Raw genomic sequence first — 16,554 nt, forward strand, 5'->3', positions numbered from 1 at the left:
ATCCGCGGTGTCGCGCCGGTGGCCGATCTCCAGCCAATCTCCACAGAACCTCCAAGCCGGGACTGTCCCGCGCCGCCACTGTGGAAGTCATCACTAAGGCGCGAGCGCAATAGCTCGCCCGCACAGGAGGTTTCACGATGACCCGCACTCTCAAATATCACCTCGCAGTGACCATCGCCGGCGCAACGGCGGCGTTCGGACTGCTACTCAGCCTGGCGAGCCCGGCGGATGCCGAGTCCGCGATTGTCACGATCGGTCAGCTGGAGGCACAGGGCTTCGACGTCAAGATCGACAGGGTGGGGTCGGCGCCGCTGGCTCAGTGCGAGGTCACCAGCGTTCGCAACCCCCAGAACCAGACCCAGCTGGTGGAGATCGACCGGGGTCGCGGCCGTGACGTCCTGGTGCCGATCGTGGTCAATCGCACGATCACGGTGTCATTGAACTGCTCACGCCGATGAGCAGGACCACCTATCCTCATCGCGGTGGACAGGCCGGTGGTGGTGGTCGGCAGCGGCCCGATCGGGGCCGTTGCCGCCCGCCGGATCGCCGAGGCCGGCCAGGCGGTGACCGTCCTGGAATCGGGGCCGGTCATCTCCGATCCCCCGGGTTCGCACGTTCGCAACCAGGCCCGCTTCCAGCAGGATCCCGATTCGTACCTGGCCGGAATCGCTGCGGAATTCCGCTATTTCGACCAGACGGCTGCGCCGCGGGGACTGCCGGGGGCATGCGTCACGTCCGCCGTCGGCGGGCAGGGCGTGCTGTGGACAAACAACTGCCCACGACCCACCGTGTCCGAACGTGGCGGGCTGCTTTCGGCTGCCGAGTGGGACCGCTATCTCGGTGACGCCGAACGCTATCTGGGCGTCGCCGACGATACGTTCGCCGGCTCCGTTCGCCAGCAGCGCATCCTCGAGCACCTGGGACCCACCCTCACGGCGACCGGCCGTGAAATCCGCGAACAGCCCATGGCGGGTCACCTGGTCGATGCCGGCACGATCCACTACGCCGCCACCCAGGACATCCTCTCCGGCACCCGAGTGCGCATCGAAACCGGTGATGTGCAGCGCATCGTCCTCGACCAGGGTCGCGTCCGCGGGGTGCAACTCGCCGACGGTACGATGCTGGAAACCTCGGTGGTGGTGGTCGCCGCCGGCGCCTTCGGCACACCAATCCTGCTGCACCGCTCGGGAATTCGACCTCAAGCGCTGGGCCGCTACCTGACCTATCACCCGGTCCTGTACTCGCAGCTGGTGCTCGGTCCGCAGCTGTGCGGTGGCGCCGACGATCTACCTCCGCGGCTGTGGATCCCGCCGGCCCAGGGTGCGCCGTGGAACACGATGGTGCTGCGCGACACCAATCCTGCGCAGCCGTCACCCTCCGATATCGATGTGCCCTGCGCTCAACTCGTCGAGATGCAGTCGTTCTGCCCCGTCGACAACCACCCCGACAACACGATGACCATCACCGACAGCGGAGCCGTGCACTTCGATGTTCCGCTCCGCGAAGCCGATCACGCGCGGATGGCCTCGGTGCTGGCCGACCAGCACGAGCTGGCCGCTGCGTTAGGGCGCTTCCGTGCCGGCATAGAACCACAGTGGATGACGCTGGGGTTCGCGCACGTGATGGGCACCTGCCGGATGGGAGCCCATGACGACGGCACCTGCGTCACCGACGAATTCGGGCAAGTGTGGGGTACCGAGAACCTCTACCTCGCCACCGTCGGGGTCATCCCGACTGCGCTGGCGGTCAACCCGACGCTGACCGGGGCGGCGCTGGCGATCCGCAGCGCCGACCGGTTACTCGCCGGCTGACCGGCTCAGCAGAATTCGTACTGGACATCCCAGAAGCCGGGCGCCGGATTCCACCACGCCGAGAAGTGGCCGCCCAGTGCGGGATTGGCGTCGTTGATCATCCCCTGCCCGCCGATCCCAGGGATGAAGCCGGGCGGATCCCAGGTGATGGACAACGGGTCGCCCGGGGTCTCCGGGGTGCACCCGATCTGTTTGACGAAATAGCCGTCAGTGACTGTCCATTCGGCGCTGGCCTGGTCGGGGGTCGGCGGTGGCGGTGCGGCATGCGCGGTCCCCGTCGCACCGATGATCGTGGCGGCGGCCACGCCCGCCGTCAGTGTCAAGCAGCGTCGAACACGCATCGGCGGCACCCCCGTTTTCAGCAGATTCGATCCGTCCCGCACCACGCTAGACCACCGCGGGCTGTCACCGCGTCGGTTCGGTTACCGCGGGCGTCGTCAGCGGCGAACGTCCGGCGGCACCATGCCCGGGGTGCCGGCGGCAATCACCGCGCGATTACGTTCCGCCACAACCGCAATCGGCATCTTGACCTGCCAGCGGTCGTAGCTCAGGAACCCGTTGACCTCGTTCTCGACATCGGTGGTCTGGGTGTAGATGGCGCCGGACAGACCGGTCCTGCGGACGATGTCCTCGAGTCTGCGACTGACCTCGACGTAGCGGTCCGTCAGACGCGCCGGGGTGCTGGCCATCTCGTAGGCCTGCGGCCGCCCCGGCCACCGGTTGCCGTCGAGCACCAGCCCCAAACCGCCGTATTCACCGTCGACACGCACCCGCCTGTCGACCGGGATGGGGCCCTTCGAATGTGCCTTCACCAGATCGTCGTGGATCTTGGGCTCGCCGGGCCCGACGTAGGTGTGATCGTCGTACACGTCGCCGGCCAACGTGTCCCCCCGCGACTTGCAGCAATTCACACCACTGTTCGCGTCCACCATCCGGGTCGGGTCGGCGGCCTTGGCCACCCCGGCGATCCGGGCAGTGTCGAACTCACCCCAGCCCTCGTTGAACGGCACCCAGCCGACGATCGACGTCACGCTGCGCAGCTGATCGATCATCGCCAGCATCTCTTTTTCGAAGTTGGCCTTCGCGGCCGCAGACGGCTCTGGCGCGGGGCCCACCGGGATGGCCAAGGACACATCGAGCGACGGCATGTCCTGCCACACCATCAATCCCAGCTTGTCCGCCCAGTAGTACCACCGTGCGGGCTCCACCTTGCCGTGCTTGCGCACGAAGTTCATGCCAAGATCCTTGATCCGCAGGAGGTCGGATTTCAGCGCATCATCGGTTGGCGCGGTGTAGATCCCGTCCGGCCAGTAGCCCTGATCCAGCGGGCCGTGCAGGAAGGTGATCCTGCCGTTCAAAGCGATTCGCGGCCTGCCCTGCGGATCGGGCATGGTGCTGATGGTGCGCAGCCCGGCGTAACTGGAGACCGCATCGACCACCTTGCCGGACGGATTTACCAGTGCGACCTGCAGGTCATACAGGAACGGGTCGTCGGGCGTCCACACGTGCGGATTGGGAATCGGCAGGCGGATCGTGTCACCTGCACCCGCGGACGCAGCCGAGATCACTCGACCGCCGGGCTCGGATACGAACACCATGGTGCGCTGGCCCCTGGTCCCGGCAACCCGAGGCGTGACAGCCAGACTCGTCAGATCACTCGAGATGTCGAGCTTGTTGATGTAGGTGGCATGCACCGGCTCCATCCACACCGTCTGCCAGATTCCCGAGGCACCGGTGTAGAACAGTCCCTCTGGGTCGTTGCGCTGCTTGCCGATCGGGAATGGGTTGGCTTCGTTGCGGTCCTGGGCCCGCACCGTGATCTCCTGGGCGCCCGGCCCCCGCAACGCCTCGGTGATGTCGACACTGAACGCGGTGTAGCCGCCCTCGTGGTGGGCCACCTGTTCGCCGTTGACCCAGACGGTGGCGATTTGATCGACCGCGCCGAAGTGCAGCAGCACATGCTGTCCCAGCCAATTGCTGGGCAACTTGACGACTTTGCGGTACCACATCTCGTCGTCGTGACGCGCGATACCGGACAGGGCGGACTCGACGGGATACGGGACGAGGATCTGCTCGCGGAAGGCGGCCGGCGGTGGCGGAGCCGGCAGCACCGTGCCGGCGGAACGGCCCATATAACTCCACACCCCGTTGAGATTCAGCCACGCGGTGCGCGCCATCTGCGGGCGCGGATAGTCGGGCAGTGCGTTATCCGGTCCGACCAGCTTGGTCCACGGCGTGGGCAGCAGTGCCGGCTTCGGATGCCACATGACGACGGCCTTGGCCGGTGGGCTCCCGAGCATGGCAAAAGCCAACAGGGCCAAGGTGACTGCCGCGAATCGACCGGTCCAGATCCGACGGCGGTGGCGGCGCTCGCACGGCAGCGCAAGGTCGTCGGTCACGATTCTTCCCCCCGAGCTAGACACCAACCGTGGCGCGCCCCTGCGCGACCGTTTTTCTGCACAGCAAACGAACCGTTCCAGTCGCGACACGAAGTGATCCGGCAGCAGCCTTCGGGTTGACCGCAGTTGACCGGGAAGATGCCGTTGCCAGACGCACTCTAGCCGGTGGAAACCGGGGTGGCCATTATCTTTAGGCCCTATTCCCGCAGCAATGTTTCAGTCGTCGGCCTTGTTCAATGACAACCTGCGGCAAGGGTTTACGGCGGCGCCGCGGCCTCGGCTTTCACGGTCGCGGACGCGCGGATTCATAGCTTTCAGCAAACGCCGTCCGGCGTGTCGGCGCTGCGCCTGGCCGATATGGCACCATCGCCACGTGGTGTCACGAACTGCCAAGGCCCGCGGAGAGACGATCCCGGTGATCGCACTCACCGGCCACCTCGGCGCGGGCAAGACCACGTTGCTCAACCATGTTCTGCGTGCCCCGCACGCCCGGATCGGGGTGGTGATCAACGATTTCGGGGAAATCAATGTCGACGCCGGACTGATCAGCGGGCAGATCGACGAACCGGCATCGATCGCCGGCGGCTGCATCTGTTGCCTGCCCGACGACGGCCAGCTGGACGCCGCTCTGGCCCGGCTGGCCGACCCCAGGCTCCGGCTGGACGCCATCATCGTGGAAGCCAGCGGGCTGGCCGACCCCGCGGCACTGGCCCGCATCATCGGATTCAGCGAGATCGGCGGCGTCCGCGACGGCGGCGTCGTCGATGTGATCGACGCGGTGCAGCATTTCGACACCGTCGACAGCGGTGGCGCGGCGCCCGCCCGATACGGTGCGGCGACATTGGTCGTGGTGAACAAGCTCGATCAGATCCGGGACGCCGACCGCGACACGACGCTGCGACGTGTCGAAGCCAGAGTGCGGGAACGCAATTCACGGGCTCATGTGATCGGTGCCACGAACGGGCAGATCGACCCGGCCCTGCTCTACGACGTCGCCGCCGCCACCGACGAGACGGGCCAGCTGTCGTTCCGCGAGGCATTGTTCTCCGAGCCCGACGAGCATGCGCACGTGCACGCCGAGTCGGTGACGGTGACGGCCGACGGCGCCGCCGATCCGGAGCGGCTGATCGAACTGCTGGAGGATCCGCCCGCAGGGGTGTACCGGATGAAGGGCCGGGTGGCAGTGCGTCATCGCGCGGGGATCCGCGGCTACGTGGTCAACGTCGTCGGGCCCGCGGTCCACATCGCACGCGGCGGCGCGGCACCGGGATCCGAAAGCCACCTTGTCGCGATCGGAACACATTTCGATACCGGAGCCGCGCGCACCCGGATGGCCGACGCGCTGCGGCCCGCCGATGGACCGCCGTCGGCGACGGCGCAGCGACGCTGGCAGCGCTACCTCACGCGGGCCTGACAGCACGGCGCCCCACCCTCTGTCGAGGATGGGGCGCCGCGCGAAACAGCCTGCGTTTAAACCACTTTGGAGACGTAGATCGTCTCGTAGTTGTCGGTCGCCCACGCGCTCATGAACGCGCCGATCGTGATGGGTTCGCCCTTCGGGAACCGCTTGACCTTGATCGTGATGGGATTGCCGTCGTCGTCGGTGACGACCTTGTCGACCTCATCAGCCTGGGCGCTGCTGCCACTGTCGTTGAGGTAGACGATGCCCTTGTTGGTGTCCACCCCGATCACCACGACGCCGTGGTTGGCCGTCTGGAAATCCTTGATGCCACCGTCGAGACCCTCGCAGTCGCCCTTGGCGCACTGAACGGCTGCCCACAGCGTCTCGGCATTGAGACCGACAATGGGTGCATCACCCCGAGCGACCGCCGCCTCTAGATCGAGGAGGGCCTGCTGGCCCTCGTCGGGCTCGTAGACCTTGAGCTCGGCGTGAACGTATTGGCCGTAATGGATGTTCAGCAGCGCCGCGGTGTCCGGCGCGTTGGCGCCGTCCGCGCTGTTCTCGTTGATGTAGATCTTCCGGCCCGGCTTGCTCACGCTGTCAGTGGTCTTGGCCAGCTCGACGATTTGGGCTTCCGTCGGCTGCAGGGACTTGTCGCCGCGGAGTTGCCCGACGACCATTGCCGCTGCCATCAAGATGCAGTTCTCGTAGTTTTGTTCGACGTAGTACTGCGAGTTCAAGGCCGGGTTGCCGTACACGCCGTTCCCCTGGATCGCGATCTTGACCACGACGCTTTGGGTGTCAGCCTCCGCGAGCCCCATGTCGACTGCCAAGGAATGCAAGAAGTTCTGCACCTGACCGGCGACCCCGGGCAGTTTCGCGCCGCTGCCGTTTTCCGCCGTGATCACGAAGCTGTCGGTGATACCCGGCGTAACCAGTGACGAATCGACGCGATAGGTGTAGCTGCCGTCCGCCTCACGGGTGACCGTGCCGTACTTGGGCTGGGTCGTGACGGTGTAGGTCACCCCGTATCCGTTGTTGCTCTCGGCGTTGACGTCGACGCTGATCAGCTTGCCGGGCCCCGAACCCGCGCTCACGCGTGGATCCAGGCCGGGGCCGTCGTTGAAGAAGATGTAGGTCAGCCGGTCGGAAATGTCCTTGAACACAGACTGGGGTGACGGGAGCTGCGCCGCGGACGCCGCCAGCGAGGCGTCGGGTGTCGGCGGGGCCGGGGTGCCGTCGTTGCCGGGCTGGCCGGTGTGGCCGTTGTTCGCGGACGTGCCGCCGGCGGCCGGATAGGACGCATCACCGAAGTCTCCGCCCTTGCCGCCGTAGCCTCCGGTCTCGGTGCCTGCACCGCCGTCTGCTCCGCCGTCGCCACCGTCACCGCCCTTGCCGCCGTTACCCCCGTCGACGCCGTTGAAGCCCGAGCCGGCGTCACCGCCCTTGCCCCCGACTCCGCCGGACCCGCCCATCCCGCTGGTCTGGGTGCTCGATCCGGCTCCGCCATCGCCGCCGCGCCCGCCGGTACCCGGAGTTCCAGGGGTCCCGCCGATCCCAACGGCCGGCGCTTTGGAGTCTGCCGTCGACCAACCGCCGTAGCCACCATTGCCCGCGGCGCCCCCGGCACCGCCCTCGCCACCGTTGCCCGCGGCCGCATTGGTGGTCGCCGCCCCGCCGGTTCCGCCGACGCCGCCCTTTCCGCCATTGCCGCCACTACCGCCGGTTCCGTTGCTATCGGCGGTATCTTGACCGACACCACCGCCGCCACCCTTTCCGCCTGCACCGCCGTCACCGCTGCTACCGGTATTGCCGTTGGACGAGATGACGAAGAAATACTTGCCCGTGCCGGCCTCCCCGCTGCGCTGACCGCCGACACCGCCAACACCGCCGTCACCGCCATTACCGCCGGCAGCACCGTCACCGGTAACCGCTCCCTTTTGTTGGTTCGCGCCGCGGCCACCGTCTCCGCCGGCGCCGCCCGTACCGCTGGCGCCCCCGTTACCCCCGACACCGAGGAAAAGGCTTCCGTTGCCGCCGTTTCCACCGCTGCCGCCTGCCCCACCGGCTTTACCGGCCGTGCCGTTGGGGTTGCCGGGACTGCCGTCGACGTTCGTGACCGCACCGTTGATGCCGAAGCCGCCCTTCTGGCCGGCACCACCGGCGCCGCCGTCACCACCGGCGCCGAGGATCGACAGGAGGCCGACGTTGCCGCCGTTGCCGCCGTCGCCGCCGCCGTAGCCGCCGGCTCCGCCATTGCCCGCGTTGCCCATCCAGAGGCCGGCATTGCCACCGGTCCCACCGTTGCCGCCCTTGCCGGGATTCTCGGACGTTTCCGGCCCTTCGCCGCCCGCACCACCGTTACCGCCGTTGGCGAACACCGACAGCAGTCCCCCGTCGCCACCGTTGCCGCCGTTGCCACCGATGGTGCCCTCGCCGCCTACGCCGCCATTGCCGGCGTCACCTTTGAGTGAGAAAAGTCCAGTGTTGCCGCCACGACCGGCGTCGCCACCGTTCGCCCCGATCCCGTAGGCATTGCCGCCGGCGCCACCCTCGCCGCCGTTGCCATACATCAAGCCACCGTTTCCACCGCCGCCACCGGTACCGCCCTTGGTCCCGGGCGGGACGGGTCCGCCGTTGGTCTGGGCGACGCCACCGGCACCGCCGGCGCCGCCGTTGCCGTTCAGACCGGCCGAACCACCGTTACCGCCGTCGATATGGCCTTCGACCGACTCCGCGCCGTTGCCACCGCCGCCGCCGTTACCCTGCACCAAGCCGCCGCGGCCGCCGTTGCCCCCTCGGCCGCCGCTGACCGCGACCACACCGTCGCCGCCCTCGCCACCGTTGCCGAACCAGCCTGCGGCACCGCCGTTTCCGCCATTCCAGCCGTTGCCGCCATTGCCGAGAATTCCGCCGTTGCCGCCCGTGCACTTGGTGGCCGCCGCGCAGGTGTCAGCGGTCCAGGAGTAGCCGTTGCCGATGATGATGCCGCCGTTGGGATGTGCGGCGGTGCCGTTGCCGAAGAAGAAACTCACCAGCGTCTCGAGGCCGCCGCCCACGCCGACCGCGGCCGAGGTCGGCGTCTTGGTCACCGAAGCCGCGGCGGCCGAGACCTTCGATACCGAGCTCACCGGCTCCGCCGATGCGGCGTCGGGAATCACCGTGGCGGTCTTCTTGGTGGGCTTCGGGTTTCGACTGCCCGCGACCGACGATCGCGGCTTCTGCCGGGCGGGGCCCGCCTTCGCCGTCGATTTGTCACTGGATGACGAGTTGCTCGAGGAAACCGAGCCCTTCGCGCCCGCCGTACCGGTCGAGTCGGCCGTCGCCACCGCCGGCACCGATGCGATGGCGGCGCCCACACCGAGCGCGACCACCGAGGCCCCGATCCAGGTCAGCATCCTGAGATGACCGGATGCGGACTCCTTGGGTGCCGACATTCCGCCGAACTCGGCGGGCAGCATCCGCAGTTGTTGGGATTCGGACTCGAAGCGATCGGTCACATCCATATCGGCAACTCCCCGTTAGTAGCCATAGTTTTGAATTGACCGCCAACTCACAGTTACCTGGCAGCCAGACTGGAGCATAAGGCGAACTAACTAACGCGTCTATAATTTGCTCAAAATTGTTCGGCCGCGTCGAGAAGCCGTCGCCTTCCGGGCATGGGGTGTTAACTGATCGCGCCGGCAGCTCGGACTTGTGGCCGAGCACACCGACCAAGTCGCCGCAGCGGGTCGGTACATCGGTGCCACTCTGGCGCGCCGTGCATTAGCCCGCCCACATCGCACGTTGGCGATCACTCGCAAGATATATGCGTTCAGCAACAGCATCTTTCAGCGATCACCTACGCGCCAAGAATGCCCGCAGTCCTCGATTCAAACGGCGGAACGAAGAATTTCCGCTGGGGAACGCGTTTCCCCCACCCGGCCACCCACCCGATCGACCCAAGAAAACCTACGGTAACGGAGGTTGCTCCCGGCAAATTAACGTATCCGACAACATTGTGCGGCGACGTTGCTGAATTGTCGCCGATCCACCCCGGCTGAATTTGGTGCGGCCATTTGAATAACGGCGTCAGAGGTCGACGACGATGCCCTCGGACGGCGTCGCGATGCACAGCAATACGTTCCCCTCGGCGGGCGGCTCCAGCGGCTCGGGGTCGTACTGGACCCGCCCGGACAGCAGCGCGGTCTCGCAGGTGTGGCAGACCCCGGTACGGCACGACCACCGAGTCGGCACATCGCACGCTTCGGCGAATTCGAGCAGGCTGGTGTCGCCGGGCCGCCACGGAGCCGAGAGCGCGCTGCGCGCAAACTGCACGATGGGTCCGGTTCCGGGCGGCCCATCGGGGACGTGAGGTGAGACCGTTGTCGCGGCCGCGATGCCCGGAGTGATTGCGGCGCGCGCGCCGAATCGCTCGGCGTGAATGCTGCCTGCGTTGATCCCGTACGCGACGAGGCCGTCGGTGACCGAGTCCATGAACGGCTCCGGTCCGCACACGTAGACGTCGGCCTCGACCGGAAGTCCCAAATCACCAAGCGACTCGGGCGACATTCGCCCCCGCCGGTCGTAGTCGGTGCCCTCGCGGTCGCCGGCATCCGGGCTGCTGTAGAAGATGCGAGATTGGCCGTGCGGCAACTGGTTCAACAGATCAACGACTTCCGGCGCGAACGCGTGCTCGCTGCCGTTGCGAGCGCTGTGCAGCCACCACACCGGACGGCCCGGCGCGCTGGCGGCCACGGAATGCAGCATCGACAGCACGGGTGTCACACCCACGCCCGCCGAAACCAGAACCACCGGACGCGGATTGTCATCAAGGAAGAAGCTCCCGCGCGGCGCTGCGACCTCGATGAGATCGCCGACCTTCACCTGATCGTGGAGGTAGCCACTGACGGTCCCGAACGGCTCGCGCTTCACGCCGATCCGGTACTGCGCCGAGCCCGGTTCGTTGGACAGCGAATAATTGCGCACCTGCGGCGCCCCGGCCGGATCCGCTAGAACCCGCACCACGATCGATTGGCCGGCAAGCCAATTCGGCAGTCCGGTATCGCCGGGGTCGGCCAGCAGCACCGAACGCACGTATCGACTCTCGTCACGGATCGCGGTGACCTTCAGCGGCCGGAATCCCGGCCAGGCCGGTGGCGGCGGCGCCACACCGGTCAGCCCGCTGTTGCCGGACGCCCCGGCGGTTCCCGCATCCTGCTCGAGCAGACTCTGCAGCGAGCTCTTCCAGCCGGGACTCAACGCCGGGATGTCGAGGGCACGTTGCAGGGCGTCACGCGGGTGACCCGGAAGGTAGAGCAGGGCATCGAGCTCGGCGACGCTGACCCCATGTGGCCCGTCGGCGATCTTGACCACCTCGTGCCCGGCCGCCACCTCACCTTCGGTGAGCACCCGGCAGTAGAAGCCGGGTCGATGATGCGCGACCAGCAGGGCGGCCATGCGCGGTTCGCCGAGGCGCATTCCGACGCGGTAGCAGGTGACCCGGGGCTGCGTCACCTCGAAGACGACATCCCCGATCTGATACCGATCGCCGATACAGACCTCGTCGTCGGGAAGCCCGTCGACCGTCAAGTTCTCCCCGAACGCGCCCGGTGTCAGGTCATTGCGGCCGAGCACAGTCGCCCAATGATCGTAGGAGGCAACCTGATACACCAGCACCGCGCGGTTCTCGCCGCCGTGGCCGCCCCGATCCCCCTGGCCGTCACCGTCGATGTTGAGCCGGCGGACCCACCGTGGACCGGTCACCGGTGCCTTCCAGGCGCCGGTGTGTACGGTGCGCCCGTTCCAGTCCACGTCCTTGGGCAAGCCGACGTTGACCGACACCAGCTTGGCCACGGCGGTTACTGCCGGCCGCTCTCGAGCTGCTCACGCAGCCGGGCATTTTCAGCCCGCAGGGCCGCCAGTTCGTCGCGCAGTGGCGCCAGAGCGGATTCGAGCTCGGCGACGGTGAAACGCGGGGTGATGTGCTGTTGGCAGTTCCAGTCGTAAGCCTCGACGTCGACGAGCACCGCACGTTCGACCACCGCATCATAGGTCGGGTCGGTCAGGGACTTCACCAGCTCGGGGTTCTCCTCGGCGGTGACAACGCGGGCGTGGCCATAGATCTTCAGACGGCGCTGATGGCCGTAGTCGAGAGCGATGATGGCGACCCTGTCATCGCCGCTCACATTGCCGGTGCTGACGTACTGCAGGTTGCCGCGGAAGTCCGCCCAGCCGATGGTGTGATCGTCGAGAACGCGAATGAATCCTGGTTTTCCGCCCCGGAATTGGACGTACGGCCAGCCGGTCTCGGATACCGACGCCAGGAAGAAGCCGTCACGCTCGCCCAGGTAGTCCTTCTCGTCGTCGGTGAGGGGGTCGGCGCCCGGTGCAGCCTGACCAGCGGCGAGCTTACGGCCGTAGAACTCTTGGCTTCCATGCTCGCTCTGGACGGCGCGAACATCGTCGGTGAACGCGATCGACGCGTAATGCTTGCTCATATCTCTTGGTCAACACCCTTCACCGCAGCGGGAATTCCCGGCCGCGCTCGCTGTCGGGCCGAGGCCCGAAATAGCGGCGCTCGGATTCGTCGATGGCGATGTCGTTGATACTGGCCTCACGCCGGCGCATCAGACCGTTCTCGGCGAACTCCCACAGCTCGTTGCCGTAACTGCGCCACCACTGACCGCTCGCGTCGCGGCATTCGTATTGGAAGCGCACCGCAATGCGGTTGCCGTGGAAGTCCCACAGGCTCTTTCGCAATGCATAGTCGAGTTCGCGTTCCCATTTGGCGGTGAGGAATTCGACGATCTGTTCGCGGCCGGTGACAAACCGATCGCGGTTGCGCCAGGCGCTGTCGGGTGTGTAGGCCAGGCTGACGAGATGCGGATCGCGGGTGTTCCAGGCGTCTTCGGCGGCCTGCACCTTCTGCATGGCGGCGTGCAGGTTGAACGGTGGAAATGGTGGACGGGACTCGGTCACATCGGGCCTCCCGTCGGTACTTCCATGGCTGCGATCACCTCATCGGTACTGAGAACAGCGTGCGCCAGAAACGCGAAGTTCACCAGTGCTGCTTGATAGCCGTCACCGCGGGTGGGATGCCGGGGACCGGCGGTGGCGTCGCGCAGGTCGGCGCTGTTGTTGCCCGATGGGCTGAGTACGTCGTTCTGAGGGTCGATGACGACGACGGCGGTATCGCTGGGGGCAAAGTTCACGACGGCGGTCTCTCCTTGGCTGCGAGTGGAGCCTGCCACGCAAGTCTCGGACGCCGCCGCCGGTTTCGCCACCGCGCAGTCCCATAGCTGCTAAGACTTGACCGGAACCCAGCCCCTCTTCCACGGGTCGACCCTCCACGCAGAGCCGGTGTCGCTGCGGAAAGCGAGCCGCAATGTCACTGATCGACGCCTTCGGGCTGGCAAGCGGGATTTTCTGGATCATCACCTACGTGTGCGTGATCCGGCAAGGCATCGTCGACCGCACCTACGCGATGCCGTTTCTTGCTCTGGTCATGAACATCACCTGGGAGTTCCTGTTCACCTTCGTCTATCCGTCAGTCGGCGGGGTGCTGCAGGAATCCGTCAACGCGGTCTGGTTCGCCGCCGATGTCGCGATTCTGGCGGTGTTCCTGAAGTACTGGCGTTCCGACTACCCACAGAACCTTCCCCAGTCGTACTTCTGGCCGAAGTTCGTTTTCGCGTTCGCGATGGTGACGCCGGTGATGGTCGCGATCGTGTCGGTCTTTGGGCGCGAGAATGGCTCGGTCTACACCGCATACATCGACAACCTGATCATGTCGGTGTTGTTCTTGACGATGCTCATCCGGCGCGGTGACCGGCGCGGCCAGAGCATGTGGATCGCGTGGGGCAAGCTGCTCGGCACCCTGACCGCGGCGATCTCGCAGTATCTCTACGACCCGTCAAATGTCCTCTGGTTGGTCATCTACATCGAGATCGTGGTGCTGGACACGCTTTATGTGATTCTGTTGTCGAGAGCTCCCCGCTACCAACGTGATCTGCAGGCCGCACCAGCGCTCGCCTGATCTGCGACGGGCACCGGTCACGAAGCATAAGATGCGTGACAGGTCACCCTTATGCGGAAGGAGTCACGTGGCTGCACGTCGGAAACGCTATCCGCTCAACGAATCCCAGCAGCGCACCTGGCTGAACTACATGCGGGTCTACCACCGCCTCGAATACGAGATGAATCGGCAATTGCTGGCCGACTGCGCGCTGTCGCTCAGTGACTACACGGTGATGAACGCCCTGTCCCAGGCCCGAGAGCGGCGCACGCAACTGACCGCACTGGCGACCACCATCGGCTGGGAGCGAAGCCGGCTGTCTCACCACTTGCAGCGGATGAGCGGCCGAGGACTGGTCGAACGCGTGCGGTCCGACACCGACGGGCGCGCCACCGACGTGGTGCTCACCGACGCCGGCTGGACCGCGCTGCGCTCGGCCGCGCCGCTGCACGCCGAATGGATTCGCACCCTGTTCTTCTCCGACCTCGATGCCCGCCGAGAATCGGAGCTTGCCGACACGTTGGCGATCGTGTACGACAGCATCCTGCGGGAGGGCACGTTGCCGCGGCCGGACTAGACCTGTGCTGCTCCACCGTCGACGAACATCTCGGCACCGGTCATGAAGCTGCTTTGATCCGAGGCGAGAAAGAGTACTGCAGAGGCGATTTCGCTGGGCTGCCCGATCCTGCCCATCGGCACCTTCGCCGCCTCACCAGCCAGCAGCGCCTGCTCCTGGCCGCTGGGCGCCAGCCCCTTGAGTCCCGGCGTCTCGACCGGTCCGGGCACCACGGTATTGACGCGGATCTTGCGGTCCGCCAACTCCGCTGCCCAGGTCCGGCCCAACGAACGGATCGCTGCCTTCGATGCCGCGTACGCTCCGAACGCCGGGATGCCGGCGGTCGCCGACGTCGAGCCCGCGAGGATCACCGACGCACCCTCGTTGAGCAGTGGCAGCATCTTCTGCACCGTGAATACCGTGCCGCCGACGTTGCGGTCGAAGGTGGCGGCCAGGTGTTCGGGTGTCTCGTCTTCCAACGTCGCAAACTCCCCGCCGCCCGCATTGGCGAAGATGACGTCCAGGCCTTCGCCACGCTGCCCGATGGCGTCGGCAAGACGATCGAGATCGGCGAATTGCGTGACGTCACCCGCGACGCCGGTCGCACCGTCACCGATCGCGGCAACGGCCGCGTCGACCCTGTCCTGCGTCCGTCCGGTGACAAAGACATGCGCACCTTCGGCCGCGAGACGTTGTGCCGTCGCCAAACCGATGCCCGACGTACCTCCGGTGACCAGAGCCGTCTTTCCGCTGAGCTGGGCCATGATTACTCCTTACGTATGGAACCGCCTACGACCGGTAAGAACTACGTGATATGTCACGTTATTCCTAGAGCGCCGTATCGGCGTCCACCGCGACGAGCGGGAGTTGCCGGCCTACCGAGATCGACATCCGCTGACGGCTCAGCGCGGGCCATGCCTGCACAGCGCAAAACGGTGCGCACTGGTGTTGGTCGGTGCTGGTACCGACGTGCACGCAGCATTGCACCAATCGTTCTTCGATCATGGTTGCCATGTCCATGAACGGCTTGACCGTCACCCGCACCACCCGTTCGCCAAGCAGCTGCCGCAGCTTGCGCCGACGCCCCGGCAGCGCCGACGACGCCATGGCCAGCAGTGTTCCCATGCCGAGATCGCAGCTCTGGCAGATGATTCGCCACACATCGCCGATGTCCGGGTGCGACAGCGACGACTGCTCGGACAACAGCCCGAGAAGCGATTCCCGGACCGCAAGTCGCAGCTGCTGAGGCAGTTCACTATCGACGATCCGGTTCGAGACGAGACCGAGCCTGGCCTTGAGACCGTCATGGCCGAGCAGCGATACCAGCGATCGCCAGGCACCGGAATCGTCGCGAATCATGTACCCCACCGAACAACAGTGCGGGTGCGAACACGGCAGCGCGGTCAGATCTCGCCATGTCACCAAGCCGTCGGTCTGCGGCCCCAGTCGCTTCAGTACGCCGGTGTGAGTGAGTCGATCGAGCGGATCGATGAGCCCGGAACGACCGGAGCCGAACTGCGGCTGGATACTGATTCCGCCGACATAGGGCGTGTCCAACGCGAGCTGTACCATGGCGCCGATCTCGTTGTCATTCACACCCAGAGCGGTCGTCATCACCAATGTGGTGAAGATCTCGTGTTCCGAGAGCCGTTGCAGCGCCAGCTGTTTCATCGCCCGCAAATCCCCGCCACGATGGTGGCGATGGGCTGCCTCGGAGAGCCCGTCGTATTGCAGGTACACCTCGACCCGGTCGCGGTGCCCGGCAAGCAACGCGAGCAGAGCGTCATCGGTGGCGATACGAATACCGTTGCTGTTGATCAGTATTCGGGTGATGGGTCGCGCGGCCAGTTCGGCAAGAAGTTCGGGCAGTGCGGGATGCAGGGTAGGTTCGCCACCGGACAACATCAGCACGTCGAGGCGGCCGTTTTCGCGGCCCAGCCGCTGATCCACATTGGCCAGCACATCGGTGACGGGTACCACGTTGCGCAGATCGGGCGAGGAGTCGGTGAAGCACGTCGGGCAGCGCAGGTTGCACGTCTCGGCAATGTCCTCGAGCAGAATGCAGGTGTGCTGCGTCTGCATCTCCGGTAACCCGCGCAGATACGCCGACGGGATCGGGTCGAAGTTGCCGGCCACATCCGGAGTGTGCGCCTTGGTCGGTGCCGTCCACTCCTCCAGATAGGACAGGATCTCGGGATCTTCGTCGTAGAGGGTGCGCACCAATCCGTGTGTTTGACAACCACGTTCGAGCCACACCCGACCGTCACGCTCGACCAGCCGGCCGCTGAGCCGCGCGACGTCGCTCAGCGGCCGTTCGGGTGCCTCTTGGTGGCAGGCGGGACAGAAGGCGGTGACATAGCGCAACAACCGGTCACCGCGCAGTCCCATCC

At 66.3% G+C, this 16,554-nt stretch carries 14 protein-coding genes; 5 read left to right on the forward strand and 9 right to left on the reverse strand.

From position 1 onward, the window contains the following. Positions 1-137 precede the first annotated feature (137 nt). Both HPC46_RS11655 and HPC46_RS35760 read left to right on the forward strand, forming a co-directional pair. Positions 138-458: a hypothetical protein gene (locus HPC46_RS11655; RefSeq protein WP_179469917.1), complete on the forward strand. Its 321-nt coding sequence runs from the start codon at positions 138-140 to the stop codon at positions 456-458. A 24-nt stretch (positions 459-482) separates the two neighbouring features. Continuing rightward, the gene (locus tag HPC46_RS35760; RefSeq protein ID WP_325096635.1) at positions 483-1,811 is read left to right on the forward strand and encodes an FAD-dependent oxidoreductase; all 1,329 of its coding nucleotides are present in this window, start codon (positions 483-485) and stop codon (positions 1,809-1,811) included. A gap of 5 nt (positions 1,812-1,816) precedes the next feature. Here HPC46_RS35760 and HPC46_RS11665 read toward each other — a convergent pair whose 3' ends face one another. Both HPC46_RS11665 and HPC46_RS11670 read right to left on the reverse strand, forming a co-directional pair. Then, on the reverse strand, positions 1,817-2,152 hold the full coding sequence (locus HPC46_RS11665) for a hypothetical protein (protein ID WP_179469919.1): 336 nt from the start codon (positions 2,150-2,152) through the stop codon (positions 1,817-1,819). 96 nt (positions 2,153-2,248) lie between these two features. Continuing rightward, entirely contained in the window at positions 2,249-4,111 is a 1,863-nt protein-coding gene (locus HPC46_RS11670) for a glycoside hydrolase family 2 protein (RefSeq protein WP_218894044.1), read from the reverse strand. 472 nt (positions 4,112-4,583) lie between these two features. On the opposite strand from HPC46_RS11670, the gene HPC46_RS11675 reads away from it, so the two are divergent. After that, positions 4,584-5,624, forward strand: coding sequence for a CobW family GTP-binding protein (locus tag HPC46_RS11675; protein ID WP_325096636.1), 1,041 nt, complete (start codon positions 4,584-4,586; stop codon positions 5,622-5,624). A gap of 56 nt (positions 5,625-5,680) precedes the next feature. Here HPC46_RS11675 and HPC46_RS11680 read toward each other — a convergent pair whose 3' ends face one another. The 5 genes from HPC46_RS11680 to HPC46_RS11700 form a co-directional block, all read right to left on the reverse strand. Next, positions 5,681-9,118, reverse strand: coding sequence for an Ig-like domain-containing protein (locus HPC46_RS11680; protein WP_179469822.1), 3,438 nt, complete (start codon positions 9,116-9,118; stop codon positions 5,681-5,683). Positions 9,119-9,683: 565 nt separating this feature from the next. Next, positions 9,684-11,447: an MOSC domain-containing protein gene (locus HPC46_RS11685; protein ID WP_179469923.1), complete on the reverse strand. Its 1,764-nt coding sequence runs from the start codon at positions 11,445-11,447 to the stop codon at positions 9,684-9,686. A gap of 5 nt (positions 11,448-11,452) precedes the next feature. Continuing rightward, a complete protein-coding gene (locus HPC46_RS11690; protein WP_179469925.1) occupies positions 11,453-12,091 on the reverse strand; it encodes a pyridoxamine 5'-phosphate oxidase family protein in 639 nt (212 codons plus the stop codon). A gap of 19 nt (positions 12,092-12,110) precedes the next feature. Beyond that, positions 12,111-12,572 (reverse strand): nuclear transport factor 2 family protein, encoded by a 462-nt coding sequence (locus tag HPC46_RS11695; RefSeq protein ID WP_179469927.1) that lies wholly within the window; start codon positions 12,570-12,572, stop codon positions 12,111-12,113. After that, a complete protein-coding gene (locus tag HPC46_RS11700; RefSeq protein WP_179469824.1) occupies positions 12,569-12,805 on the reverse strand; it encodes a hypothetical protein in 237 nt (78 codons plus the stop codon). The genes HPC46_RS11695 and HPC46_RS11700 overlap by 4 nt, the downstream gene beginning before the upstream one ends. A 173-nt stretch (positions 12,806-12,978) precedes the next feature. Between HPC46_RS11700 and HPC46_RS11705 the strand changes: the two genes are divergently transcribed. Together HPC46_RS11705 and HPC46_RS11710 are read left to right on the forward strand one after the other, a co-directional pair. After that, positions 12,979-13,629: a transmembrane-type terpene cyclase gene (locus HPC46_RS11705; protein ID WP_179469929.1), complete on the forward strand. Its 651-nt coding sequence runs from the start codon at positions 12,979-12,981 to the stop codon at positions 13,627-13,629. Between the two features lie 67 nt (positions 13,630-13,696). Further along, positions 13,697-14,185, forward strand: coding sequence for a MarR family winged helix-turn-helix transcriptional regulator (locus HPC46_RS11710; protein WP_325096637.1), 489 nt, complete (start codon positions 13,697-13,699; stop codon positions 14,183-14,185). On the opposite strand, the gene HPC46_RS11715 is transcribed toward HPC46_RS11710, so the two are convergent. Both HPC46_RS11715 and HPC46_RS11720 read right to left on the reverse strand, forming a co-directional pair. Next, positions 14,182-14,928: an SDR family oxidoreductase gene (locus HPC46_RS11715; protein WP_179469933.1), complete on the reverse strand. Its 747-nt coding sequence runs from the start codon at positions 14,926-14,928 to the stop codon at positions 14,182-14,184. The genes HPC46_RS11710 and HPC46_RS11715 overlap by 4 nt on opposite strands. Before the next feature lie 64 nt (positions 14,929-14,992). Then, the gene (locus tag HPC46_RS11720) at positions 14,993-16,552 is read right to left on the reverse strand and encodes a radical SAM protein (protein WP_179470090.1); all 1,560 of its coding nucleotides are present in this window, start codon (positions 16,550-16,552) and stop codon (positions 14,993-14,995) included. Positions 16,553-16,554: the final 2 nt, after the last annotated feature.

It is taken from the genome of Mycolicibacterium vinylchloridicum (genome assembly GCF_013404075.1).
GTDB lineage: Bacteria > Actinomycetota > Actinomycetes > Mycobacteriales > Mycobacteriaceae > Mycobacterium > Mycobacterium vinylchloridicum.

What these genes read in the sequence shown, in the direction of transcription:
- HPC46_RS11680 (WP_179469822.1), bottom strand. Translation starts at nt 9,118, where the DNA reads ATGGATGTGACCGATCGCTTCGAGTCCGAATCCCAACAACTGCGGATG.
- HPC46_RS11720 (WP_179470090.1), bottom strand. Translation starts at nt 16,552, where the DNA reads ATGGGACTGCGCGGTGACCGGTTGTTGCGCTATGTCACCGCCTTCTGT.
- HPC46_RS11715 (WP_179469933.1), bottom strand. Translation starts at nt 14,928, where the DNA reads ATGGCCCAGCTCAGCGGAAAGACGGCTCTGGTCACCGGAGGTACGTCG.
- HPC46_RS11665 (WP_179469919.1), bottom strand. Translation starts at nt 2,152, where the DNA reads ATGCGTGTTCGACGCTGCTTGACACTGACGGCGGGCGTGGCCGCCGCC.
- HPC46_RS11705 (WP_179469929.1), top strand. Translation starts at nt 12,979, where the DNA reads ATGTCACTGATCGACGCCTTCGGGCTGGCAAGCGGGATTTTCTGGATC.
- HPC46_RS11670 (WP_218894044.1), bottom strand. Translation starts at nt 4,111, where the DNA reads ATGCTCGGGAGCCCACCGGCCAAGGCCGTCGTCATGTGGCATCCGAAG.
- HPC46_RS11690 (WP_179469925.1), bottom strand. Translation starts at nt 12,091, where the DNA reads ATGAGCAAGCATTACGCGTCGATCGCGTTCACCGACGATGTTCGCGCC.
- HPC46_RS11655 (WP_179469917.1), top strand. Translation starts at nt 138, where the DNA reads ATGACCCGCACTCTCAAATATCACCTCGCAGTGACCATCGCCGGCGCA.